19 protein-coding genes and 1 pseudogene are annotated in these 25,252 nt (G+C 44.9%); 11 read left to right on the top strand and 9 right to left on the bottom strand.

Translation table 11 applies throughout. The annotated features are described in order from the left end of the window. Position 1: 1 nt before the first annotated feature. The 7 genes from trbB (at position 2) to mobF (ending at position 13,188) form a co-directional block, all read left to right on the top strand. Positions 2–526: a type-F conjugative transfer system pilin assembly thiol-disulfide isomerase TrbB gene (trbB, locus tag V3224_RS22935; RefSeq protein ID WP_334472913.1), complete on the top strand. Its 525-nt coding sequence runs from the start codon at positions 2–4 to the stop codon at positions 524–526. Next, a complete protein-coding gene (locus tag V3224_RS22930) occupies positions 526–1,887 on the top strand; it encodes a conjugal transfer protein TraH (protein WP_334472911.1) in 1,362 nt (453 codons plus the stop codon). Before trbB ends, V3224_RS22930 begins: the two co-directional genes overlap by 1 nt. Before the next feature lies 1 nt (position 1,888). Next, a complete protein-coding gene (gene traG, locus V3224_RS22925; protein ID WP_334472910.1) occupies positions 1,889–4,669 on the top strand; it encodes a conjugal transfer mating-pair stabilization protein TraG in 2,781 nt (926 codons plus the stop codon). Then, positions 4,666–5,310: a hypothetical protein gene (locus V3224_RS22920; protein WP_334472909.1), complete on the top strand. Its 645-nt coding sequence runs from the start codon at positions 4,666–4,668 to the stop codon at positions 5,308–5,310. The genes traG and V3224_RS22920 overlap by 4 nt, the downstream gene beginning before the upstream one ends. A gap of 91 nt (positions 5,311–5,401) precedes the next feature. Beyond that, complete coding sequence (gene traT, locus V3224_RS22915) at positions 5,402–6,142, top strand: complement resistance protein TraT (protein WP_334472907.1); 741 nt, start codon at positions 5,402–5,404, stop codon at positions 6,140–6,142. Positions 6,143–6,222: 80 nt separating this feature from the next. Beyond that, positions 6,223–8,280: a type IV conjugative transfer system coupling protein TraD gene (traD, locus tag V3224_RS22910; protein ID WP_334472906.1), complete on the top strand. Its 2,058-nt coding sequence runs from the start codon at positions 6,223–6,225 to the stop codon at positions 8,278–8,280. Between the two features lie 3 nt (positions 8,281–8,283). Continuing rightward, entirely contained in the window at positions 8,284–13,188 is a 4,905-nt protein-coding gene (gene mobF, locus V3224_RS22905; protein WP_334472905.1) for a MobF family relaxase, read from the top strand. A gap of 157 nt (positions 13,189–13,345) precedes the next feature. Here the strand turns inward: mobF and tnpA are convergent, their stop codons facing one another. The 7 genes from tnpA to V3224_RS22875 form a co-directional block, all read right to left on the bottom strand. Then, complete coding sequence (gene tnpA / locus V3224_RS30285; protein WP_442890919.1) at positions 13,346–13,498, bottom strand: IS66 family insertion sequence element accessory protein TnpA; 153 nt, start codon at positions 13,496–13,498, stop codon at positions 13,346–13,348. 80 nt (positions 13,499–13,578) lie between these two features. Beyond that, positions 13,579–14,589: an extracellular solute-binding protein gene (locus V3224_RS22900; RefSeq protein ID WP_334472903.1), complete on the bottom strand. Its 1,011-nt coding sequence runs from the start codon at positions 14,587–14,589 to the stop codon at positions 13,579–13,581. Beyond that, positions 14,586–15,083: a LeuD/DmdB family oxidoreductase small subunit gene (locus V3224_RS22895; protein WP_334472901.1), complete on the bottom strand. Its 498-nt coding sequence runs from the start codon at positions 15,081–15,083 to the stop codon at positions 14,586–14,588. Before V3224_RS22895 ends, V3224_RS22900 begins: the two co-directional genes overlap by 4 nt. 17 nt (positions 15,084–15,100) lie before the next feature. Further along, entirely contained in the window at positions 15,101–16,363 is a 1,263-nt protein-coding gene (locus V3224_RS22890) for a 3-isopropylmalate dehydratase large subunit (RefSeq protein ID WP_334472899.1), read from the bottom strand. Next, complete coding sequence (locus tag V3224_RS22885; protein ID WP_334472897.1) at positions 16,364–17,617, bottom strand: LeuA family protein; 1,254 nt, start codon at positions 17,615–17,617, stop codon at positions 16,364–16,366. 1 nt (position 17,618) lies between these two features. Then, positions 17,619–18,872, bottom strand: coding sequence for an acyl-CoA reductase (locus V3224_RS22880; protein ID WP_334472896.1), 1,254 nt, complete (start codon positions 18,870–18,872; stop codon positions 17,619–17,621). 176 nt (positions 18,873–19,048) lie between these two features. Next, entirely contained in the window at positions 19,049–20,125 is a 1,077-nt protein-coding gene (locus tag V3224_RS22875) for a LuxE/PaaK family acyltransferase (protein WP_334472894.1), read from the bottom strand. Positions 20,126–20,318: 193 nt separating this feature from the next. On the opposite strand from V3224_RS22875, the pseudogene V3224_RS22870 reads away from it, so the two are divergent. Further along, positions 20,319–21,263, top strand: a pseudogene (locus tag V3224_RS22870) (IS110 family transposase). A 544-nt stretch (positions 21,264–21,807) separates the two neighbouring features. Here V3224_RS22870 and V3224_RS22865 read toward each other — a convergent pair. Beyond that, the gene (locus V3224_RS22865) at positions 21,808–22,206 is read right to left on the bottom strand and encodes a relaxosome protein TraM (RefSeq protein ID WP_334472893.1); all 399 of its coding nucleotides are present in this window, start codon (positions 22,204–22,206) and stop codon (positions 21,808–21,810) included. Between the two features lie 483 nt (positions 22,207–22,689). Between V3224_RS22865 and V3224_RS22860 the strand changes: the two genes are divergently transcribed. After that, positions 22,690–23,178, top strand: a complete 489-nt coding sequence (locus V3224_RS22860; RefSeq protein WP_334472891.1) for a lytic transglycosylase domain-containing protein — start codon at positions 22,690–22,692, stop codon at positions 23,176–23,178. Between the two features lie 61 nt (positions 23,179–23,239). Then, the gene (locus V3224_RS22855) at positions 23,240–23,515 is read left to right on the top strand and encodes a DUF4282 domain-containing protein (protein ID WP_063657475.1); all 276 of its coding nucleotides are present in this window, start codon (positions 23,240–23,242) and stop codon (positions 23,513–23,515) included. A gap of 102 nt (positions 23,516–23,617) precedes the next feature. Here V3224_RS22855 and V3224_RS22850 read toward each other — a convergent pair whose 3' ends face one another. Next, positions 23,618–24,262: a DNA methyltransferase gene (locus V3224_RS22850; protein WP_334472889.1), complete on the bottom strand. Its 645-nt coding sequence runs from the start codon at positions 24,260–24,262 to the stop codon at positions 23,618–23,620. Positions 24,263–24,906: 644 nt separating this feature from the next. Between V3224_RS22850 and parM the strand changes: the two genes are divergently transcribed. Beyond that, positions 24,907–25,252 (top strand): plasmid segregation protein ParM domain-containing protein (gene parM, locus V3224_RS22845; protein ID WP_334472887.1); only part of this gene is annotated, 346 nt, incomplete at its 3' end.

The following is a 25,252-nucleotide window of genomic DNA, read 5'->3' as shown; positions in this document are numbered from 1 at the left end:
GATGAAAATACTATTTGCTTTTTTAGCGCTGCTTTTCGTCATTCCCGCTAACGCGGGCGCGATTGATGAAATCGCAGCACTCGAAAAACACAAGACGGCGGTAGGGAATAACATAATGCAACAGCGAATAGCGCTAAAAGCGAAGCATAATACCTTTCGCTTATCGACCGGACAGACACTGAACATTACCGATTGGCAAATCGTGCATTTCATGAAATCCGATTGTCAGTATTGTCAGCAGTTTAATCCCATCCTGAATGCCACCGCACAGCAACGGGGTATTCCAGTTTTTGTCTACAGTTTTGACGGGCAGGGTGATAGTACCTTTACCAACGTATTACCGGTAACGCCTGAAGTCATTGGGGAGTTCTTCCCTGAATTACCGCAGGTGACCCCAACGAATTTTATCGTCAATACCCAAACCTTAGTCGCCATTCCGGTTTCTCAAGGCATGCTGAGCGCTACGGCCTTCGTTAACCGACTTGAACAATCTTTTCTGCTTGCCGAAAAACTGGGGGTGTTGTAATGAAAAACCGCAATCCATTAATCGCCCTGATGCTGTTTTGTGCATCCGCTCAGTCCGGTATTAATGAAGATTTAAACAAGTTCTTCCAGCAACTCGATAGTGGCAGTGGCGGGAATGTCACCCAAGCGGCGGCTTGGCAGGGGCAGGCCGCAGGTTATCTCACCGGTGGGTCGCTTTTTTTGCGTAATCCCGTCAGGCAAATCCAGCTTATCTCAGTCACCTTACCCGAAATGAAATCCGGTTGTGGCGGCATTGATGCCTATCTAGGGTCATTTAGTTTTATTAACTCCGACCAGATAAAAGTGATGGCCAAACAGATTTTAAGTAATGCCGCCGGTTACGCGTTTGACCTGGCGTTAGAAACTGCACTGCCGCAAGTGAAAGCGGTTAAAGATTATCTGCAAAAGATGGCCGCCGATATTAACAATATGAATATTTCGACCTGTCAGGCCGCCCAGGGTATTGTCGGTGGATTGTGGCCAAAAACACAAGCGGCCACCCAACATATTTGTCAGGATATCGCGGGTAGTCACAGTGTTTTTGCGGATTGGGCAGCCTCCCGTCAGGGCTGTGGTGTGGGTGATGAAAGCAATAAAGTCTTTAACCAGCACGCCAATGAGGAAGAAAAAAAGCGGATACCGCGCAATCGCAACTTAACCTGGAGCGCGTTTGAAAAGATTAATCAATTTATAAGTTCAGACAGGGAATTAAAGGAGTTAATGATGACGCTGGTCGGCACCGTGATTTATGGCAATCAAGGAGAATTGTCGATTTTACCAGGGCTAGGCGCAAGTGACAGTGTAATGGACGCAATTTTAAAAGGTGGCACAACGGAGGTTTATCGTTGTGACGATGTCACGCAATGCCTAAAGCCAACGAAGAGCAAAATCACAGTCACCGCCAGCCATGGCATGATAGCACAAATCCAAACGTTGTTGTCAAGCCTGTTTAAAAAATCCACCACCGATGCGGCGCTAACGGACAAAGAGCGTGCCTTGATTGGCAGCACCCGCGTGCAAATCCTGCGCTACGTGATTGACAGTGCCTCATTAAGCCTCGATGAGTCGATGGTGACGTCGCTTTCCGAATACATCGCCAGCGACATGGTGGTGAGCTATATCGACGGCCTGATTGATTTGGTGGAAGTAGCAGGGGCAGGGAGTCTTAATACCGAAGAAGAAAACAAACAGTTTCAAAATAGCCTTAAAACCGTGCGCGAGAAAATGGCACAACGCTTAACCAAAATGCGTATTAATCAAAATCATCTGCTGGAGCTTGAGCGCAATTTGCACTATTTGCGCCAGCAACTCTCATCGGGTTTGTCTTCCCGATTGATGAGCAACTATCAGTTTGGAGGGTAAGATGGTACTGGATACCTGGTTTATCAGTGGCGGCGATATGGTGACCCAAACCTTGAATGCGGTGGCAGCCATGGTCAATCATCGCACCTGGGGTGGGCTACTTTATCTAGCGGAAACGCTCGGTATTTTAACCTGCGTGATGACGTACGTTAAAACCCATGACTTAAAAGGGCTTTTTGCCTGGGGATTCACCTTCGTTTGTGTGACGGCATTATTGCTTACACCGAAAGTCACGGTGGTAGTCAACGACCTGACGAGACCAGATAAAATCAATCGGGTGGATAATGTGCCAGTGGGACTGGCCACCCCACTTTGGCTACTGACCGGTATCGGGCATTCCGTGGCAACCTTCTATGATGATTTTTTCCACCTACCCGACAGTGTCGCCTACAGCAAAACCGGCTTGATGTTTGGCCAAAAACTGATGCAGGAATCATTAAGTTTTCACAGCCATAGCCCTGAAATTAACGCCAATTTCAGTGAATACGTCAAAAACTGTGTTATTCCTGATATCCAGCTAAACCACAAATACAGCTTAAGCCAGCTACTCAATACCCGTGATATCTACAGTCTGATTTTTTCAAAACCCAGTCCCTTAAGAGGGATTTATTATCAGGGATGGGAATCTGAAAAAAAAGAAGGCGTAAGCCGTCAGTTTATGACCTGCCAGCAAGCTACCGTCAAACTCAAAACGCTACTTAATCTGGATACCACCGGAACCGGCAGTACGCTGATGTTTTATGCGCGTAAACTGTTTCCAGGCCGGCACGATGCCTCGATGGTGTTACCGCATATGCTGGAAGGGAGCTATAACTACTTCATGAAAGCCAGCCAGTCTGCCGCGGATATTTTAAAACAGAACATCATGATAGCGGGCTTAAGAAAAGGTTTTAATGCCTATGCCGCGGCCATGAATGACCCTGCGGGGTTAAATCTCATTACCACCGAACAGTCGCTGGCAAAAATGCGTTTGTCCCATCAGGCCAGTTATCATCTGGCCAGTGAAATGTTACCGCAACTCAATACGGTGTTGATGCTGTTGTGTATTTCCTTATTTCCCATTATGGCATTAGCGCTTTTTGTGAGAGAAATAACGTACAAGGTGATAATTAATTATCTGAACATCATGGGCAGTCTGATGTTATGGCCGGTGATGTTTGCCATATTTAATCACATTTATAATTTTATGATGGCCACGACCTTTAGTGGGGAAAATGTCACCTTCTCGAATCTGGACAGACTGACCCAGACAGGGAGCACTACCGCAGGGATTGCGGGCTGGATGATGATGTCGATTCCGTTTTTGAGTTTTAAACTCTTCACCTCACTGGGGCAACAGATTGCCAGTGCCGGCTCCTATCTGGGGAACGCTCTGGCAGGGGCAACGACCGCGGATGCGTCAGCGGTGGCCAGTGGCAATTACAACATGGCTAATATGCAGGTGGAAAACATTAACGGCTTTAAAACCGATTTAAACCGTAGTTACAAAGCGGGACTCTCCAGCCAGCAAATCGATAACGGAGCGATGATTAGCACCACCCAAAGTGGTCAGCATATTGTCGATACCACACCAGCCATCTCAAAACTGCCGTTTAGCTTAGACACCAGTTCCATGCTCGACACCAGCTTTAGCAAAGCCTTAAGCAGTCAACACCAAGAAAGTGAAAGTTACCATCAGGGCTTAAAAAGTGCCATTAATGATACCTACAATATTTCAACTGCGCTAAGTAATCAGTTTAGCAAGCAGGGATCGCAAGATAGTAAATTATCCAGTGAACAACGCCAAGCGGTTGAAGATGTTCAACGACAATCCCAATACGTAAAAGAAGCCATGTCTTCAAATAACAGTACAGCGAGAGAAAATAGAACTTCAACGGATAGTGCGGATATTGTTGATGCTGGCGGTTCCATTAGCATTGGATTAGGAAAAGCAAGTCTTAAAGCCGGATATGATCATCGATGGACAGACACAAACACAGATTCTGCATCGAAAAGCAACAAAACCAGCGAAGATATGCAAGTGGCAAAAGATTTCGCATCGAGTCAATCCGCAACCGTTATTAAGAATATGACAGACGATGAAATTAGTCGTATCTCTAATTCGGAAACCCGTTCTTTAATGAGAGACTTGAGAACTTCATTACAAAATACCAGCGAAAACTTTGCCGGATTCACTGCTAGCCAAACTAAAGAACAGCGCATCTCAGAGCAAGCCAATTTAACGGAAACTGAGCGCCTAAGTGCTTCACACCGCCTAGAGCAGGAGTTTACCCAATTTGCTTATTCGCGTTTGGGCGAAGCCGAGGCAAGTCATGTATTAACGGATTCTGGGTCACCTGCGGTTAGAGCACAACGTGAAGCGTTGGTGAGCGAGTTTAGTGACAGAATTGCGGAGGATATTCGCCATAATCACTTTGCCAATCAAACGGTGGTGGCCAGTCATTATCAAGGCATTCAAGTCCCACATGATGCCAGTCAATATAATCCAGCCGGCTTTAATCAAAGTGCGGTACAATTGGAAAAGCAAGCCGATAAAGGCCAGATTCGGCAACAACAAACCGTTGTTAACCCTGAGACCGGTGAAAGCAATAAAGTCAGTCTACTTGAATCCGCCGAGGCTAATACCGGTGAATATGCGAAAGCAATACGGGCAGAAAAAACCGATTTTGGACACCAGGTGGCACCCACTCAGGATAAAATAACCGCCAATGAGAAGGCGATAAATAAGGAAAAATCGGCTAATATTAAAAGGTACGAAGAGAAAGGAGGTAAATCACAATGAAATTCTTTTCATTTGTTATTATGATGGTGATCCTTGAAGTATTATTCTTGTTTTATTTCAAACAAACTTCCTCCATGATCGCCATGAGTGTCATTAATGTAGGGGCTTTATGTTGCTTCTTTTCAAAAAACTGGCGTAATACCCCAAAAACTTATAAATCCCTTGTTATTTTGGCTTTTTTAATCGGCAATCTTTTCACTTTGGCCAGAGAATTACTCGAAGGATATGAATTTTCAGAAATAGTTTACTTCGGGATTATAATTTCTGCGTTGGTTAACTTTTTCTTCACCTCTGCTATTGCTTTTCCGCATTTATCCGGTGCTCCTAATAACAGTCTTAATTCATCACATAACTTTCCTCCTTTCAATAGTGAACATTCAAATAGTAATATTTTTGATGATGATATCTCTGATAGATTAGATACTAATCCAGCCACGGGGCTATCAATGAGTGGATGTGGTTCAGATTGTGCTGGAAATATGTACGGTTCAGGCAGTTATGATATAGGAGGATCTTTATCTTCCTATTCGTTTGATAGTTCTTATGATGATTCATCACTTAATTCATCTAGTCACTATGACAATGATTTCAGCACGACAAGTGGGTTTGATCATGATGACTATAGCCGTCGTGATAGTTAATCCTAAGATATAACCATTTTTATCACCTTTTTACTTGAACAGCATTCTGTTCAAGTAATCCCTTACACCTTTAACATGGAGTTTTTATAAAATGGCACACCCTTTTAAGCGTTTATTGCTAGTTAGTTTAATATCGACATCTGTGGCTATAACAGGCTGTAGTGCAGTCAGTACGGCAGTGAAAAAACGCAACCTTGAAGTAAAAACCCAGATGAGCGAAACCATCTGGTTAGATCCCGCTTCCCAGAAAACCGTCTACCTACAAATCAAAAATACGTCCGATAAAGAGATGTCGGGTTTACCGAACCTGATTCGAAAAGCAGTTGAAGCCAAAGGCTATACCGTGGTGAATAACCCCAACGCCGCCTATTACTGGATACAGGCCAATGTGTTAAAAGCCGATAAGATGGACTTAAGAGATGCCCAACGCTTTTTATCGCAAGGTTATGAAGGCGCAGCCCTTGGCGCAGCGGTGGGCGCAAGTGCCATGGCTTATAACGTCGATTCTACCGGTGGCGCATTAGGCGTGGGATTAGCCGCAGGGCTGATTGGCGCAGCAGCGGATGCGATGGTGGAAGATGTGAATTACACCATGATCACCGATTTGCAGATTAGTGCATTAAGTAAAAACAATAATGTGACGGTAAATGATACCGCCCGTCTTAAACAGGGAACCTCCGGTTCTCAATTGCAGACCAGCACCGAAACTACCAACCGTCATAAATACCAGACGCGGATTGTGTCCAATGCCAATAAGGTCAACCTGAAATTTGAAGAAGCAAAACCGGAACTGGAAAACCAGTTAGCCAAAAGCATCGCCAATATCCTTTAATTTTTCAAAAAATAAAGCACAGTTAACTTAATGCTTTTTCGATAACTAATTGGGCTTCCTATTGCTAAGGAAACGTAATCATGAGTCTTGATGCCAGAAACATGACCCAGGGTGGTCAGGTAATTAAATACATGGTGGCGATGTTTATGCAGATAGCCAATATCGTGGCGTTCTGGGTAATTATCGCCACGGTGATGGTCTTTTTTGCCACCATCGCCTTGCAAATCCCCGTCGAGAAGATGATACACGGGTTAGCTTACTGGGCAATGGATACACTGGTCATACCGCTACAGGAGGCGATTGGCAGCAGTGAAGGCGGCACTTTCACCTTTCACTGGTTAAACCCAAGAACCGGTCAGGTGGTTGAATTTGAAAAAACCGCCCGAGAGGTGCGCCTAGATCGGTATTTTATTTATTGCTATGTGTTATTGAAAGAAGCGGCATTTTGGGCGTGGGGTGTCGCCTCCTTTACCTTTGTGGGTCTGATTGTGGCAGTGTTCTGGTGGTTAGGTAAAAAAGGCGCACAGCAGCGGAAAAATGAGATTATCGGCGGTCGTTATCTGGCAGGGTCAGTAAAAGAGATTAACCGATTTTTAAAAGCCAAAGGCAAGCTCTCACCGCTTAAAATTGGCGATTTGCACCTGGTTGAAAACAGCGAACAACAAAATATTGGACTGCATGGCACCGTGGGAACAGGGAAAAGCACCGTCATTAATGACCTGTTAACGCAGGTAAGAAAACAGGGGAAAAGAGCGATTGTCTATGATAAAGGCAATAACTTTATCCCGCTTTTTTATCGGGAAGGCAAGGACATTATCTTAAACCCAATGGATGCACGTTGCCCGAACTGGGATTTATGGCGCGAATGTCAAGACCGAGCTGATTTTGAAACGTTTGCGCTGCCCTTATTCCCCGATGCCAAAAGCGGTGACCCATTCTGGCTGATGTCCGCTCGTCTTTTGTTTGTCGCCACCGCAGAGCATATGCGCGCGCACTCTGACCGTTCGATTAAAAAATTATTACAGCGGTTATTATCGATTTCTCTGACTGAGTTGCATGATTTTGTACAGGGCACCGATGCGGCTAATCTGGTCGATGGCAGTATAGAAAAAACCGCCATGACCATTCGTACTGTGTTAAGTGCTTATGTCAAAGCCTTGCGCTACTGTCAGGGATTGGAAAAAGAAGGTAAACCGCCTTTTTCAATTCGGGAATGGGTGCGAAATGCCGATGAAGATGCCTGGATTTTTATCTCCAGTGATGGTCGTTTGCATGCTGCCTTAAAGCCGTTAATCAGCACCTGGCTCAATATCACCATGCAATCGGTACTAGCCTTACCACCGAGTAGAGAACGGCGTATCTGGACGATATTAGATGAGTTACCGAGCCTTCATAAACTGCCCGTTATTCTCGATTACCTCTCCGAAGCGCGTAAGTTTGGTGGGGCAACCCTCATCGGCATTCAAAACTTCTCGCAACTGGAAGCGAACTATGGCGCTCAGGAAGCGCGCGCTATCTGGGATTTGGTCAATACCACCCTGTATTTTCGTGCCCCCAGTGGCAGTGTCGCAGAGTGGGTACAAAAAGAACTCGGCGAAACCCGTTTACTGAAATTTCGTGACCAGTATAGCTATGGGGTCGATACCATCCGTGATGGCGTAAACTTTTCTAAAGAAGATACCCGTGAAAAAATTGTCAGCTTCTCGGATATTCAGAATCTGGATGATTTGCAGTGTTTTGTTTCACTTCTTGGGGATGTGCCAATTGTCAAACTCACGTTGGAACACAGGCAGTATGAAACGATTGCCGCAGGGAAAATTGAGCGCAACGTCTCAGCCATTTTTGATAACCAGATTGAGCAGGAACTGAATAAATCGGGGATTGAAAATAAGCTCGATAAGCTGGTAACCGGTCGGCGCAATCAATCAGATCAAAGCAATCAAAACCAGACCAACAACCCGCAGACGATGGAAATAACACCCCCTGAACCTTCTCATTATGTTGAACCGGTTAATTATTATGGCACCGCAAAAACTGGCAAACCAGTATTAGAAGCAGAAGAGAATAACTTGGATAACCCAGCACAGGAGACAAACAACAACCTAACACATGAAAAAAGCACAGAAAAGGAAATTTAGCCTATGCTGTCGGTTAAAAATCTTACCAGTGGGGGTGCTTCTGCCAGTGCTAACTATTATGAAGAAAAGGATAACTATTACTTTGTCGGTGAAGAAGGGACACAATGGTTTGGTAAAGGCGCACAACGATTAGGATTAACCGACACGGTGGATAGAAACACCTTTGAACAGATGCTGGAAGGGAGATTACCGGATGGCACGCAGTTAAGCTTTAATAAAACGGGTAAAAATCAGCATCGACCAGGCTATGATTTAACCTTTTCCGCGCCCAAAAGTGTTTCGGTATTAGCCTTGGTTGAAGGCAATACTGCGGTGCTTGATGCACATAAAAAGGCGGTGGCATCAGCCCTCAAAGAGATTGAAAATATAAGCTCAACCCGCACAATGACAAAAGGGATCACGCAAACGGAAATGACCGGCAATACAATTGCTGCCCTTTTTATGCATACCACTAATCGCAATCTCGACCCTAATTTACATACCCATGCCTTGTTAATCAATGCTACCTGGTCAGATAAGAAAGGCTGGAAAACACTGTCATCGGATAAAATCAACCGCAATGGATTTAACGAAATTATCCGCGATCTACAGATTACCTTTGGGTCTATTTATCGCCAGCACCTAAAGGAAAGTTTGCAAAAGCAGGGATTTTCTTTTGTTTCAACAGGGAAAAATGGCTTATGGGAAATAGAAGGCGTGCCAACCGAACCTTTTTCATCCAGGCGCAAAGAGGTTGTCGAGGCGGTAGGCGAAACCGCTTCCGCTAAACAAAAGAGTGCCGCCGTGTTAGCCACCCGTAAGGCAAAAACCTTTACCAATGTTGAGACACTGCATAAAGAATGGCAAGCAAGACTTGCCAAAACGGGATATTCCGCGGATAACGTGAAAAAAGCAGAAACCGTCAACCCATCAACACCAGAGGTTAATCTTAAAGAGGTCATTTCACAATCGATTAAGGTACTATCGGATAAAAACACCCGATTTTCCTATGATGCATTATTAACCCATGTCATTAATCGCATCCCTTGCCAGCCGAAAGTATTAGAAACATTACGCAAGGAAATTAACCAGGAGATTAAACAGGGAAATCTCGTACCACTTAATTCAGAAAGCACGCTGTTAACCACCCAAACCCACCTTAAACAGGAAAATGAGGTCAGCACGTTAATTCATCAGTTGCGGTACAGTAAACATGAATTAACAACAGCACAGGAAAGCGCGTTAGCCAAAAATATTACCCAAAACAATGTCAGATTTAATCTGGTTAATCTTAAAGGCGGGTTTGCCTATGAGATTCAGGTAATAGACGAAATCCATGCCCTTGCCAAAGAAAATAAGTTAAATACCGTGATTATCACACCGAATAAAAAAATCAGTGATAAATTACAGGAGCATGTCAATAAGAAAGTAAAAACCATCAGCATTGATGACTATTTAAATGACCCCCAGAAAAACAACCATAAACGGCAATTAATCGGGATTTACCAGTCTGAACACTTACCCCTTAAAAAAGTCGCGTCGTTACTGGGGCGTTCATATACCGATGGCGACACGATTATTGCATTAGATAGCGCAAGCCGTAAAAATAAGGGGCTGACCAGTGAAATAGCCCGCGCACTCGGCGCCGAACCGATTAACGCTTTTGAATCGAATGCCGATAAACATTTCTATTTTATACCTGAACAGGACAAAGCAAGCAGAATACAGGCTGCTGCTAATCATTTCGCTAACCTTTATGCCTTAAATAAGGATGTCATCATTCAGGCAGGAAATAACCCAACAAAAGAAGCGATAACAGCCAAAACCCGTGATATTTTAATCGAAAAAGGATTGCTGTCTGAAAATAAGATAGTAGTGACCACCAAAAAATCGATATTTTTAGATGCCGCTAACCGCAATCAGCGTAATACCTACAACATCGGCATGATACTTGAGCGCACCACAGAAAATGAACGGCAGCAGTATCAGATAACACGCATTAGCAAACAAAATAATAAACTTCTATTACAGGATAATGCGGGTAACACCTCTGCGCTTTCAATCAATAAAATCGATAGTCACTATCATCTTTTTAAAGTACAAGAAATGGAATTAAGAGAAGGTGATAGAGTGAAATCAACCGGTGTATTTGGCCAAAATATCCAGGCGGGCAAAACATTTACAGTGACGGAACTAAAAAAAGGCAATTTTTTATTTGCCGATAAAATCATCATGGAAGATGAACATGGTAAAAAAGCATCATTTACCCCGAAAGCTGATAGCAAACTGGAATACCACTACTGTGAAGCATTTGGAAATAGTCTTAATAAAACCCAAACGGTGATTGCGGTTTTTAACGAAAAAGAAGTGAATAATTCGACTATCAACCAGATAAGACGCAGCGGGAAGAATATTATCGGCATCACTGGTTTGGATAGCGAAAGTATCCAAAAACGGTTACAGCAAAGTGAAATTAGCACCACCGTGCTCTCGGATATCCAACAAGGCAATGAATCCTTCATAAAAGCCGCCGATGTCGCAAAACATAATGTCACTCCTGATATCCAAAAACAGCTAAACATCACGATTGACCGGCGGACAAAATCAAGTATGGTTTTTAATAGCCTGGATGTGATTACCGATGCAGCAAAATCCAGTAATTTTACGTTTAATGATTGCATAAACGCTTTTAAACAACGCCTAAAAAAAGGTGAAGTGAAATGCGTGGATGAAACAACGCACGAGTTTTATGGGCGCTTTATTCGCAAAGAAGATTTTGATAATGAGGTCAAAATCCTCACGCAGATTTTACAGGGCAAAAACAGTCAATTACCGTTAATCCAAAATAACGAAAAACTACATTTTACCGGATTAACCCAAGGTCAACAAAAAGCCGCCGAACTGGTTTTAACCTCAAAAGACCAGACGATCATGATACAAGGTTATGCCGGTGTCGGGAAAACCACCCAGTTTAAAACGGTAGCACAAGCACTTAACGATAATCGACCCGACGTGAATATCGTCGGCCTCGCACCCACCCATAAAGCCGTCAATGAATTACAGACAGCGGGCATAAAATCCCAAACTATTGCCAGTTTCCTGATGGAAAAGCACCAGAACAACCTCAAAACATCGTATAAAAATACCCTGTTTGTGATTGATGAAAGCTCGATGATTGGCAATAAAACCCTGGCAGAATTGCTGCTTAACATCACGGATAACGCAGGAAGAGTCGTCCTCTCAGGGGATGCAAAACAGCTAAAAGCCTTTGAGCGGGGCGCCCCTTTTGCCCTTGCCTGGCAACGAAGTGCCGCCGATAAAGTGGTGATGGACGAAATCGTCAGACAAACCCCCGAATTAAAACCCGCCATTGAAGCAATTATTGCTGGAAACACACAAAAATCATTGGATATTATTCGTCAGGTTTCCCCTGACCTGGTAGCAAGAAATAATGGCGCATTTATCCCAGAAAACTCAATCATGAAGGGGAATTCATCAGGTAAACCACAGGAAAACGACAATCAAATGATAAAAATGGTGATTGATGACTATGTGGGTAGAACGAAAGAGGCGCGTGATAACACGGTGATTATCACCCAGTTAAATGCCGATCGAAATCAGTTAAATGAAAACATTCATGCGGTGATGCAAAGTCAACCGCTGCTGGGTAAATCAGCCCGTATTCCTGTTTTACAACGCATCAACCATCAGGAAGCGGATTTAAAAGATAGCCAATTTTGGCAAAACCAGTTGGGGCACATCGCAAAAATCAATCAACACTATTTTGAGATAACAGGAGTTTCAAAAGAAGGCATTGTGAGCCTGGCAAATCGGGAAAATAATCAGGAGAAATACCTGTCACCGCTTGAAGTGAATCCTGCCATCGTCGCACTTTTTGAAGACAAAACCATTGAAGTCTCAGAAGGTGAAAAAATCCGCCTCACCACAACCGATAAAGACCGCAATATTGCCAATAACGAAAGGGGAATGATAAAGCGGATTGAGGACGATAAGCTCTATATTGAGTTAAACGGCAAGCTCGTGACCTATCAACCACAAAAAGAATATGCTGATAGGCATCTGGATTACACCTATGCCATCACAAGCTATGCCTCACAAGGCGCTTCTTATCCGTATGTCATCGTCTATGAAGGCGAGCGTACCCTCGCAGCAATGGACAACACCTATGTGGAGTTATCCCGCGCAAAAGAACACGTTCAGCTTTATTTATCAGATGGCAATGCCTGGATGAAAAACCTGACAAAAAATTCCGGTGACAGATTAACCGCGCATGACATCCTGAATAAACAGCAAGACCTACTGGCTAGAAATGAAATCAGAATTTGGGATAACAGCAAAGAAATTGGTACCACAAAGCTGGCACAAAAGATAGAACCATCACTACTTGAAGTGGCCAGATTTTCCCATCATGACCGACCTGAATTATTATTACCCGTCACTAACGAACACGGTATTCAACGAGGAAATCTTCATATTCCGGTTGGCGTTTATACAGGAAAAACAGACATCGCAGAAGCCACTTACAAAGGTGCATCCGATGGCGTCTATATTGTGCTGAACAAAGGCAATGATGAGAACAGCGTTAACCTCTACTCACTATCACAATTTGATGAAGCCTTAAAAAAAGATACCAAAGACCATTCGATTGTGATTGAACTCGATAATACCAATATCCCTATAAATGAAATCCATGAAAGTTTACCGCAAGATAGAGAAATAGAAAAAATTAATGAGAAGCAAGACATAACACTAGAATCGGCACTACTGCATGATGATGAGAAAATACCCGATCTTCAACTCGCAGAAGAGTCTCCGACACGGGAAAAGGAAAATGAGGAAATCAATATCTCATATCATCATGAAGAAGAACAAAAACAAAAAATCAAAGAAAAAGAGTATGGAGATTAAAATGATGGCTCCGAATAAGGGGTCAGTTTGGATATCGAAAATTATTGTACGTTAAGGCTATTTTTTGACCCTTTCGACTTTAGCTGATCTCAGCTGCGTATTACCATGAAAAAGATCACCTATTAACATCGATGGAGATCACTTTTGGCCCATTTTGTTATTCGGTGATCTCCATCAATGTTATTCCAATTATCACAGGTGTGTTGAACGTAATCGTATTCTGACGACAATACTGAGTTGGATTTAATCCAGAACATTGCTGAGCTTCAATGATGGCTCGCCATTCATCATCTGTACGGTAAACTCCCATCTGATATTTCTCCTCAATTTTTAGCGATGAACATTATGGCAAATTAGGAGAAGTAAAAAAATGTGCGGATTTAACGACGCTTACTTTCGTTTGGGAATTGACATGGTAAGGTAATCAAACCTGCGCGCCCAAGTTGGCTCCCATATAGCCTTGGTGGCTTCGGACACGTTCAATATGCCTGTATTGTCACCGGCATTGCAAGGTAGCCGTGGATGCAAAGCGAATAATGGCGGAATCGCTGCATCTCGGTGCATGGGTAAGGTGCCCAAGGTAGCGCACCATCGCGACTGGATCTCTGCCGATAGTGCAAACGCGATCAGGCTATGTGCTTGTGCAGTGCGCTTGTAGTCAAGTCCGCGCGGAATCCACAGCGCATCAGTCGTGTCTGCGATGCCTTCGTCTGGGGTAACCCAGCCAACATCAAGCCCATCAGACTGGAATACGAGCGCATTGGGCAATGCCCGATAACATAGAGCGATCGCTCTGTCGTTCAATCTTCTCTCGAGGCCGATGCTGTAGTCCGATGTCCCTAGTTGTGACGCAAGTCGTTGAACAATAGACCAACACGGTGCCATCCGAAGCGGGATGTCACTGGTTACGCCACCGCCCAGTACTTGCGCTACAGGAAAAATGCCGTTTCCTCCGGGATAGAGGACAATACGCCCTGCGAATTTTGGTTGAAAAAGTACGTTCCAGCTTGAAGGTGGTGTAAGTGGGAAGTAACTCCGCTGATAAAGCAGCACGTAATGAACCGCATACACCTGCGCAATATTGCGGTCATCTGGATGACTAGTATTCATGTGGGCCCGATCGTACAGTGCGGTTGACGGTATCTCATCCGACAATGGTGCTGCCCATCCGCGCCGCGCTGCGCGTAAGGCCTGTGGAGTGTTACACCACACAACGTCTACTGGAGGTTCGCGGCGGTGATCGAGAGCATCAGTAAGCGATTCGGGTAGGTGTAACCCGACATGGAACACTCTCTTGGTGGCAATTCCCGTCATTTCCTCAAAAGGTTGTAGCACCTCGCGAAGCAGGGATTCACCCCAGACGCCGCGCCAAGACTGGATGCGTAATGTCGGCGTATTCATAGATGTGCTCCAAGTTGGGCGTATTCTAGAAGACCTCCCGCCTTCCATATATCGCGGATAAAGCGTGGTACTGGCTCAAGTGAAATTATCTGTCCTTCTTGCGTTAAGAAACAGTCATCTGTGAAGGACAGCGTTGCCGGCATACCTGTCTGTAGACGTTGCAAGTCTTCGGGATTGCGGAAAGTTAGACACGGAAGACCATTGTTCTGTGCGTTTCGGAAGAATATCCGCGCGAAGTCAACGGCGATAATCGCCCCAACTTTGTTCAGCAGCAGGCTACGGATCGAGGTCTCACGACTGGATCCACAGCCAAAATTGCAGCCCGCGACGAATAGGTCGCCTTTTCGAATCCTAGGTTGGAGCGTGGGATCTAACTTATGAAAGAGACCCTGGCGAACCCGCTCAGGATCCAAGCTGAAATATTCCGGCGCGTGGATCACGTCGGTATTAACGTGATTGCCGAATCGCCAAATAGTGCCCCTGATATCGTTCATGAGCATCCTCTTACAGGTTACAGGTGGCCATCATGGAGATACAGGTCGCGTGACACCATACCTGCAAGAGCGGCCCGAGATACGGTGCGCGCACTCGCTAGGTAAGTGCGACTTGTCCAGTGCCCCATACGGCCACGGAAGTTTCGGTTCGAGGTGGACACGCACACGTCGGATTGACCAAGTACACCCTTGTCGATTCCGCCGCACGGTCCACAACTGCTATGGTTAAAGATAGCACCGGCATCGGTCAGGGTCTCCACATAGCCTGCACTCAGCGCCGCGCGAAATACCTCGACCGATGCCGGTATAACGACGAACCTTACGTTCGGATGGACGTGTTTACCGGCCATCTCCTCTGCAGCAATACGGATATCCGATAGTCGACCACTGGAGCACGAACCGAGAAAGGCGACGGTGATCTCCTCGTCGTTCAGCTCGTTCACACCTACGACGTTGCCAGGCGACCAAGGTTTAGCTATACGTGGCGTCAGAGTGTGTAGATCGAGCTCGATATCGCGCAAGTAATTTGCCCCTTCGTCTGGCGTAACGAGCTCTTGCAGAAGAACGCCATCACGGCGCTCGATGTAGTTGGCCGTGATGGCGTCCGGCACGAACACGCCAAACTTGGCCCCGAGTTCGACTGCCATGTTGGAGATCGCAAAACGCTCGTCCTGGCTGAGGCCTGGCACGCTGTGGTCGTGGAACTCGAGGCTGCAGTAGCGTGCCCCGTCTTCTCCTATCTGACGTAGAAGCTCGAGAACAATGTCGCGTCCACTGCAGATATAATTGATCGTACCAATGAACGTCACACGGATTGTCGGTGGGAGGCGCAACCAGATAGAGCCTGTTGCAAGCGCGAACAGAATATCAGTTGAGCCCATCCCAGTCGCGCATGCCCCGATAGCGCCGGCCATCACTGTATGACTGTCGGCGCCCACAATCAGTCTACCCGGCTGGCACAGCGGATGCTCCACCAGTAACTGGTGGCAGATGCCACGGTCGATCATCAAATGTTTGATACCCTGCGAACGACTAAATTCGATGAAACGGCGAGAGATGTCTGCACGTTCGACGGTAGCCGGTGGAGAAAAATGGTCGTTTGTGAAAAGTACTTTGGTAGGATCCCAGACAGACAACCTGCGCTGTTCAAATTCATCGGCTATAAGCGCGATCGTAGCATCGTGCCCCAGCACTGCGTCGACCCGAACTAGTCTGAATACACCGTCGGTGTCCGCGATCGTGTGTGATGTAATAATTTTTTCGGTTAGTGTGGCAGCCATTCACTGTTCCTCCGAAGTAAAGCGCTTGGCGGCAAGCACGCGGCTAATTGCATTTAAGTCCTGTCCAGCCAGCAAAGTACGCTGGACATGCCGGTGAGAACGATACGCAGCACTGTAGGCTGCGTGATCCTTGTTATTCACCGACTGCTTGGCAAGCGCGAGTATATCATCGACGAGCGTGTTATCGACGACCTGCCCAGTTTCAGCTAACAGAGCTCGCACGACAGCAGTCCCGCTGTGCTTACCGAGCACGTATTCGTGTCGTCGACCAAGCCATGCGGCGGGTAAGAACTCGTAGCTGCGATTCTGTTTGACTGTCGCATCGACATGCACTCCAGACTCGTGGCGGAACACATTCATACCTGTAACCGGTTTGTTCGCACTGACATAGATACCGCTGATTTCCTCCACCTGCTGGGAAAGTGAATCCAGATGAGTTGGATCTACACCGTGCTTAACACCATAAAGATGGGTAAGGCCTGCCACAACCTCTGACAAGTCGGCATTGCCAGCTCGTTCACCAATACCATTGACTGTACAGGTAACTGCGCTGGCACCGCTCGCCACAGTGGTTATTGTGTTGGCGACGGCGAGGCCAAAGTCGTTGTGGCAGTGGGCGCACAACCGCGTGGCTCCTTCGATCCGGTCAGAGACAGTCCTGAATAACTGTGCGATAGACGCAGGATGGGCGCAACCCACAGTGTCCGCCAATACAAGACGCTCTATACGTACCTGGCCGGCGAGTTGTAGAGCCAGGTTGCAAAGCCAAGTCATGTCCGCGCGCGTTGCGTCCTCGAAAACAAGGTTAACACCCATTGAATGCCCCGCGGCTTCCAGCGCGGCGGCCTGCAGCATGTTGTGCGCATCTCGGCGATCTACCCCCAACGTCTGCTGCAGGCGGAAGTCGCTGGTAGGTAAGAAGATAAACACATCGGTGGCGTGTGCCTCCGCCGCAAGTGCTACATCCCTCGGTAACGCCCGCGCGGTGGCCGCCACCTTTAGCGGCAAACCTAATGCCCTGATAGCCTGTATCGCCTCGACATCTGCCGCGCAGGCGGCTGGGAAACCGGCATCCAGCATGGTCAAACCAGCTGCACATAGTGAGTAGGCGAGATCCACCTTTTCCGCGACACTGAACGCCGTACCGGGTGATTGTTCGCCGTCACGTAGCGTGCAATCGATTACTTCTACGAAGTGCGGCAGATGGGGATGAAAGTGTCTGGCGTTAATCAAGGCTTTTGTTGGTGGAGTCATATCAGCTCTCGTGTTTCGGGATTAATTCGTGCATCTCGACGTCACACCAGCGCAGCAGTTCGGCAACGCATGTGCGCCCATCGTGGCACCACATCATGCTGGGCTCTGCCATACGCCCTGGCGAGCAGATTCGTGACACGCCGATCCGTGAGAATTGATGTAGTAGCGGCGTAAGCTCTGTCGGCTCACAGCCGAGTCCGACATTTTGTAAGTGTGAGCGCCACGGGGCAAGCTGTGCGACGACATCGTCAATACCGGACACAGGGATCAGGCACAAAAAGCGGTTTCTGATGGATTCGTATTGCCCCAGTGTGGCTGCAGTGGTCACGGTGAATTCGAGTCCTTTGTCGTGTTCGAGAGAGGTATTCGCATCTATAGCGGTGACCCAACTATTATCTAAACGAGCCAGTCGCACTGCGGCAGCACATGATAGCGATAGTGTACCAAGCGGAAGCTTCCTAGACATGGCCTCCAGTGCCGCGGCAACCATAGTAGCGAAACTAGCGACCGTTCCGGCTTCATCCTGGATGAAGTATGCCTGCGGCGTAATGCAAGCCTGTTGGTTGAAGGTCGAAATATCAATCGCAATAGCCTTAGCAAGACGGCTCTGTTCGAGCGCAAGATGGTCACGAGTAATATAGCCAACAGAGAGCTTGTGCGAATGTTCGAGCAAGCGCACGCTTGGTGGCAGCACCGCTCGCAATGCTTTAAGGGCAGGAATACCACCATAAGCAATGACGGTATCGACTTCAGTTGTGACTTCCCGTAGCTGCTCAGTTTCGTCGCTTCTCCAGTAGGTGACAAGCAATGCATCACCAAGCACGGGGGAAATCTTGTGCAGACTACGTACAAACTCTGCAGCGAAGCACGGTTCACCGCTGGCGACTTTGGCGATCATTGGTGCCTTGGCTAATAAAACACGCACGATTGACAGTGCTGGGAGGCCAGGCACGTTACCACTTAAGATGGCTGCCACGAGATTAGGCCCAACCGCAGTGGTGTAGCCCCACAGATTAATATCGAAAACCGCGCCGTCCAGTACCCCTGGATCACCGATCTCGCGCCGAAGAACGCGCCAGAGGGAATCTGCACGGTAGTTCCTCAATTCTAAGTCAAAGCTGCGATCGACGACTTCTGGAGAGAAGCCAGTGAACTGTGCAACGCGGTCACGGCAAGCAATCCTCTCAGGCCACGCTGGATTGCACCATTTAGTGGCCGCACAATCTATCGCGTCGATGATCTGTGCAATGGGCATGGCTTTCAGACGCTCGCCTGCCTTGCGTAGTAGAACAGCTGCCCTCTTCCAAGATCCGGCATGTGGTCGCTCGTATAATAAAGCCACCTCCTTATCTGGAGGTACTTTGGTGCATAGTTCTACGAGCTCGGACGTCACTGCCGCTGAAACCGATGGTGGGATCCAGGATATGCTGTTCATGGTAGTGAGACCTCTTCGAACGATAGTGTACAACCGCGCGTTTCAGTATCCTGTACGCGGCCAATTATTGCTACGCCCTCATCAGAGGACACACCCCAGTCGCCGGTAAAAAAAACGTGTGGACGATCAATAATGCACAGATCGGCGATTTCGACCAAGCCAGAACCTTTGTTGACGGGATGCCAGTCCCATACATCCCGCACCCACACTCGGGTTGACAGATGCCCTCGCTTGGGTCGTTCGCCACCAGGCCCTAGCTCCGTTACTGCGCTATCGTACAACTGGCTCGCGAGTTCAGTCATGCCGAACAGATTGATGCATTGCGATTCATTGATAGTGAATGTAGTGCACAACATCTGCCGGAATTCACCAGCCTTTAACACACGGGAGCGACCCTTATAGCCGCCGGCATCAAGCACGCATGAACCGGTAGGCAACTCGAAACGACACTTACGCTTGGCCAGCTCCTCGCAGAGTGTGACATAAGCAAACGATCCGCCAATTAGCACGACTGGTTGCTGGGCTGCAATCGCCCTATTCAGACCCTGCTCCAAGCGTCTGAAGTTCACACCTGTACGATCAACCACACAGGCGCTATTACTTGGGTCACCGAATTCATCGGAAAGTAGCTGCATGCCCCAAGCCATGATGACACCCTGCGCCGCCTGAGATTCTGGCACAATACGGAACACAGCTGGTTTATCGAGCACTTTAAATACGTATTTGCGAGCTTTGGTAACAATGGACTGTCGCATCAGATCGAGTCCGCGTGCTGAATAGTCTGCGTAACCTCGCCCACGCTTGGAAGTACCGCTTGTTAAGAAACGCTGTACTGGCGTAATATCACGAAAATGAAAAAGCGATATGCCCCGAAAAGCACTATCAGGGATCCCTAGTGAACCATTACGCTCTCGGTATGAGCGTACCGAAACGCTGTTGGCATTGGAAAGAGTTAATAGCCTTGACTCGATATCGCCAACATCACCAGATTGATCGACGATGAGCGCCCCAATGTCTTGATATAGACGTTCAACAAAAGGGTCATTGTAACTAATTGGCACAGTTAAGTTCACTGAAATTATTGCCCCCACTTGTATCTTGAAATTTGTTTAAAATAATAGTGATTAGATTTGGCAAGGGGTATGTAGTCTGATTCCCCCTAGGGTTTATAGCCAGAGAATAAGCTAATGACATATATACTGAGCCACTCATCTGAAACCCGAACAGTTGTCCGTAATTCATAACGTATTTGCAAGGATGGGTAATATGAGTCAGCCAAATCCACTTTGTGTGGGCATTGATGTATCCAAAGTAACGCTGGACATTGCTGCCAGCCACGAGATTACACAGTTTACAGTCAGTAATGACTATAAGGGCTTTGATAACAGTATTATTGCCGAACTGAGAAAGCACCCTGTAGCGCTGATCCTGATGGAGGCAACAACAGGAGGACTTGAAGCTGCTGTGGTCTGCTAGCTCTAGGCTGAAGGATTTGATGTCGCGGTGGTTATGGTTAATCTTAGACAGGCCCGTGATTTTGACCGCGCTATGGGATACCTGGCAAAAACTGATCGCATTGACTCCGGGGAGCTCGCGCAGATGGCTGAGGTCATTAATCGCCATTCTGAGTGTATGCTTCTTGCTGCAATGGTGGTGCGCAGACCCCAATTGATTACGATGTTGGTGGCTGAGCATAATCGGTTGCATCCTGCTCATCCTAAAAGCAGAAAAAGCATTAATACCATTATCAAAGCGCTGGAAGATGAGCTTGCCAAGATCGATACGGATATGAGCAGTCACATCCAGAGCCACTTTAAAAAGCCTGCTGAACGCCTGAGCAGCATTAAAGGTGTTGGCACCATGACTGCTGCTGCATTGGTGGCTGAAGTTCCTGAATTGGCCACCCTTTCGAGACGAGAAATCAGCACGCTTGTGGGCATAGCTCCTGTGAACAGGGACTCGGGTACAATTAGGGGACGACGAACCATTTTTGGCGGTAGGGGCGGAGTACGAACCTCTTTGTACATGGCTGCACTGGTTGCAACTCTCTCCAATCCGGTGATAAAAGCATTTTACGCACGACTGGTTGCAGCAGGAAAAGCCAAAAGAGTGGCACTGGTTGCCTGTATGCGCAAACTGCTGACCATCCTGAATGCGATGCTCAGAAAGAACGAAGAATGGGATGACTCGTATCATAACGCTGCTCCATAAATATATCGTTCAAGACAGTTGCTTATTTTATGTCATTTATTAAATATAACTTATCAAGCTCAAGGTGTAGTAGTCAACTGAATCGCCCCGGGTTTATTGGAATAAAAAATCTTAAAGTAATGCACGTTTCGGCGAAAGGAGAACCGGTCTATCAGCACCGCATTTGACGCAGCTGCAATGCCGATTTTTAGCACCGATTTTGATGCCCTCCCTTTTGCAAAAGGGAAAAATGCTTTTCATAATAGCCTATTAGGCATTTCTGGTTGTGTAAAAACAGCATTTTTCCGTTATGCACCACTGCTAAAATTCTGCGATTCAATTATAGAATCCTTGGGGCTGTAGTCACAAGATGAACATACCGAGAGATAGTATATTTAGCCCTCAGATTGTGGTCAAAATTCACTCATGATCATCGTGGTATGATGAGTAATTTAATCAAACCTGAGGTGCAACGTTACCTTTTTTATTTTTTTTTTGCCTAAAAAAAGAACAATCCATACCTGTATTTAACTCGTAACGACAGCCCCTAAATAAAAACGTTATTTTATTTTTGTCTAAAAAAATGACTAACTTTATAATCCACTTCATTGATTTTTTCCTTCACAGTTTGATAACCAAACGCTTTAATCATATTGTCGTCAATATCCTGAGGACGCTTATGCGCAAACTCAAACATGGAGTCTAACTTTAATTCTGATTTAAGGACAGCATCAGCGATTAAAGCGAGTTTTTCATCTAAACTAATATCCTTATTGCCCCTTTGTTCATTTTTTTTCTTTAAAACCCTGACCCCTATTTTTAGTATTTCCAATGCAACCGCTGTCCGGTTTGCAGTAGATTTATTTTCACCATCTTTTAGTTTTTCATCGACCATTTCATCGATAAAATCCATAATACTGAAAGGAATTTTCAACAGAACGGGATGATTTTTTTCGCCTTTCATTTCAATCCTCAAAAAAAATGAATTAAATTTACACGTAATTGTGTATTATATAATTAAGTTATAGATATATTAATATTAAGTTATAACTATTTATTGCTGTATTTTTTGATTTATATCACACTTTAAAGCTATTTAAAAAATAAGTTAAAACTTAATTAAAAATTAATATAAACTTTATTTTGATATTTTTTCATTAAATAACATTAGTTTATTAAAAAATAGTTATAACTTATTTAAAAAATATTTTTTACTTATCATTTTTGTTGATTATAAAAAAATCTATTATTACATAAATAACTGAAATTTAAATATAAATTATGCAAAATTTATTTTGCGTGTGGTGTGGTGTGAGTTAGTGGTAGAAAAAGCTGATTTAAGTAGGTAAAATTGAAAATGATGATTGGGATATCTTTAAAAAATACTTTTGCTTTATAGGGGCGACAATATGCCGAATTGTTCTAATTTAGAATAAAGAGCTGCGTGATGAAAATTAAAAATTTAATGTGGCTATTTTTTCTTGCTGTCTCAAAATTATCGCTTGCCGATTGTTTTGAGACAGCCGGAAGTTATTATCATATTGACCCCGATTATTTAAGAGCCATTGCCAGACAAGAATCAAACTTTAATCCCCATGCAAAAAACAAAAATAAAGATGGCTCATTTGATTTAGGGGTGATGCAGATTAATAGCAAAACCTTTAACGTAATTAAAAATGAATACCCTACGTTAACTGAAAGTAACTTAATCAATCATCCTTGTTTAAATATTCATATTGGTGCCATGATTTTAAGTCGGAACTTTGCTCTCTACGGAAAAAATTGGCTAGCCGTTGGCATGTATAACGCGGGAACGAGAAATACCAATACATCAATTAAAAATCGTTTCCACTATGCGAGAAAAATTTATCAACATTATCAGAAAATAAAATCCGGAAAAATGAATGAGAATAAAATTTACGGGTCGCTGGAATAAACAAAGTTTTAAAAATGCAATTTATTAACCAATTCAGAGAAATAAAAAAGAGGAAATAACCATGTTTAAATCTTTATTAAAATTAGATGAAATGATAACCCCTAAGATTATAATAATTTTTTATTGGCTGGGGATAATAGCCGTTTTGTTTTCTGGAATTGCTGCTATTTTTGCTGGTAGTCATTTAGGTGGTTTTTTCTCAGGTTTTATAGGTGGATTAACCACAATTGTTATTGGTCTTATTGGTGTTCGGGTTTCTTGTGAATTAATTATTTTATTATTTAATATTTACGCCAAACTTAAAGAAATAGCTGAAAATACAAAAATAAAACCATAACATAATTCATTTAACCATTAATTACGCCAATTAAAAGAAATAGCCCACGAAAAGATAAATAATAAAAATAACTGGGCGGATATACCGCCCTTTGTTTCCCCTTTAAGCAACACGACGAGCACGCAAAGCAGCAATACGTTGTTGACCAATGGCATGATATTCAGCAAGAAGCTCAATACCGATGTAACGCCGTCCTGAAAGCGCAGCAGCGATACAGGTAGAGCCAGAACCTGCAAACGGATCGAGTACAATTGCGTTAGGTTGCGTAAAAGACGCTATGAGTGGTTGTAGACTACTGACGGGCTTTTGAGTTGGATGATAAAGATTACCTGTGTATTGCCAAGACTGTACGTCTCTCATTGGCTTTACAGGCATCACAGGACGGCCTTTCGCCAGCAGATAAGCATTTTCGTGGCTGTGACCTAAAAACCCAGTTTTTGATGCATAACGTTTCTTGAAAACGAGATGACCAACAATACGGAAGCCGGATTTTTTCCATGCATCAACAAATTTATCAACCCGATTCCAACCATAAAAACTGACCATCAAACTATTTGGCTTCAATACGCGAAACATTTGTTGACAGGCGGGTAATAACCATTCGTCAGTTTTATCATTAGCAATTGAGCGCCCTGTTCTGTCGGTGTAATCAACCAGATAAGGCGGATCGGTCAGGATAAAATCGATTGCATTATCAGGAAAAGTTGCCATAATTTTTAAGCTGTCGCCTTGTATAAATCGGGACATGTGGAGTGTCTCCTATTTAGTGGGACAGTAGGAGGTGACCCCATGTCACCGTTCCCTTACTGCCCGATGTCACGCAGCCATTGACCATTTGGGGTCAAGTGGAACGTGGAATACCGGAGCCACGTGTGGCGAGGATATGCCGCGAAAGCCACTTTAAGGCTTGCCGTCCCCTCAAAATGGGCGTATGGCAAGCTGGCATCGGGCAGTAAGGGATTCCTTCAGAATTAACTTATTGAAATTGATAAATTTGATTTCTGTTAGGCATTCAATTTATTTAAACAGTACGCTTTTTTTTCATCGCCCTTCTAACATTCCATAGGGGAACGCAAGCGGAGCCGCTATTAGCAGCGACATCCTTCTTTTTATTTTTTCTGGGAAATTCTCTGATCATTTTTCTGGGAGCATCACTTAATTTCAAATGGTAGTATATTACTACATCATAAATCTTATATATTTTATATTAATACCACTTTAATGACCATGTGGTAGTATTAACCATTCATACATCCTAGATAAAGAGCATTAAAACAACCATAACAGTTGCATTAAAAAACAAAAAAAAGAATATAACATAATAAAGCTACCTTAATTTAAATAAATGTGGTAGTATAGTGGTTGTCATGTATAACAAATAAGGAATTAAAATGATTGTATTTTGTGATGATGGCTCTACCGCAACGAAATTGGCATGGTTCGATGAAAAAAATCATTTACATACACAAGTGATAAAGAATGGTTTTATTTCGACATGGAAAGCAGAATCATTCAATAACAATAAAGTTTATAATTATTTATTAGAAGGCCAAAAATATTCTTATTCTCCAAATAGCACGGAAATTGAAGTTACAACGAATATTAAATATCAATATAACGGCATTAATGCGCTTAGTATTCAACAAGCACTACAGGAATCAGGGTTAGCCCCTCAATCCGTGGATATCGTTGTCACGTTACCTATATCAGAATACTACGATCTTGATTCTCAAGAGA

Origin of the sequence: Arsenophonus sp. PmNCSU2021_1 (genome assembly GCF_036919435.1) — a bacterium.
GTDB classification, from domain to species: domain Bacteria; phylum Pseudomonadota; class Gammaproteobacteria; order Enterobacterales; family Enterobacteriaceae; genus Arsenophonus; species Arsenophonus nilaparvatae.
The sequence above is the reverse complement of the archived record's forward strand: the minus strand, read 5'-3'. Positions and strand labels throughout refer to the sequence as shown.

Excerpts from the sequence above, each read along its gene's own strand:
- trbB (WP_334472913.1), top strand. The coding sequence starts at position 2 with ATGAAAATACTATTTGCTTTTTTAGCGCTGCTTTTCGTCATTCCCGCT.
- V3224_RS22930 (WP_334472911.1), top strand. The coding sequence starts at position 526 with ATGAAAAACCGCAATCCATTAATCGCCCTGATGCTGTTTTGTGCATCC.
- traG (WP_334472910.1), top strand. The coding sequence starts at position 1,889 with ATGGTACTGGATACCTGGTTTATCAGTGGCGGCGATATGGTGACCCAA.
- V3224_RS22920 (WP_334472909.1), top strand. The coding sequence starts at position 4,666 with ATGAAATTCTTTTCATTTGTTATTATGATGGTGATCCTTGAAGTATTA.
- traT (WP_334472907.1), top strand. The coding sequence starts at position 5,402 with ATGGCACACCCTTTTAAGCGTTTATTGCTAGTTAGTTTAATATCGACA.
- traD (WP_334472906.1), top strand. The coding sequence starts at position 6,223 with ATGAGTCTTGATGCCAGAAACATGACCCAGGGTGGTCAGGTAATTAAA.
- mobF (WP_334472905.1), top strand. The coding sequence starts at position 8,284 with ATGCTGTCGGTTAAAAATCTTACCAGTGGGGGTGCTTCTGCCAGTGCT.
- tnpA (WP_442890919.1), bottom strand. The coding sequence starts at position 13,498 with ATGGGAGTTTACCGTACAGATGATGAATGGCGAGCCATCATTGAAGCT.
- V3224_RS22900 (WP_334472903.1), bottom strand. The coding sequence starts at position 14,589 with ATGAATACGCCGACATTACGCATCCAGTCTTGGCGCGGCGTCTGGGGT.
- V3224_RS22895 (WP_334472901.1), bottom strand. The coding sequence starts at position 15,083 with ATGAACGATATCAGGGGCACTATTTGGCGATTCGGCAATCACGTTAAT.
- V3224_RS22890 (WP_334472899.1), bottom strand. The coding sequence starts at position 16,363 with ATGGCTGCCACACTAACCGAAAAAATTATTACATCACACACGATCGCG.
- V3224_RS22885 (WP_334472897.1), bottom strand. The coding sequence starts at position 17,617 with ATGACTCCACCAACAAAAGCCTTGATTAACGCCAGACACTTTCATCCC.
- V3224_RS22880 (WP_334472896.1), bottom strand. The coding sequence starts at position 18,872 with ATGCCCATTGCACAGATCATCGACGCGATAGATTGTGCGGCCACTAAA.
- V3224_RS22865 (WP_334472893.1), bottom strand. The coding sequence starts at position 22,206 with ATGAAAGGCGAAAAAAATCATCCCGTTCTGTTGAAAATTCCTTTCAGT.
- V3224_RS22860 (WP_334472891.1), top strand. The coding sequence starts at position 22,690 with ATGAAAATTAAAAATTTAATGTGGCTATTTTTTCTTGCTGTCTCAAAA.
- V3224_RS22855 (WP_063657475.1), top strand. The coding sequence starts at position 23,240 with ATGTTTAAATCTTTATTAAAATTAGATGAAATGATAACCCCTAAGATT.
- V3224_RS22850 (WP_334472889.1), bottom strand. The coding sequence starts at position 24,262 with ATGTCCCGATTTATACAAGGCGACAGCTTAAAAATTATGGCAACTTTT.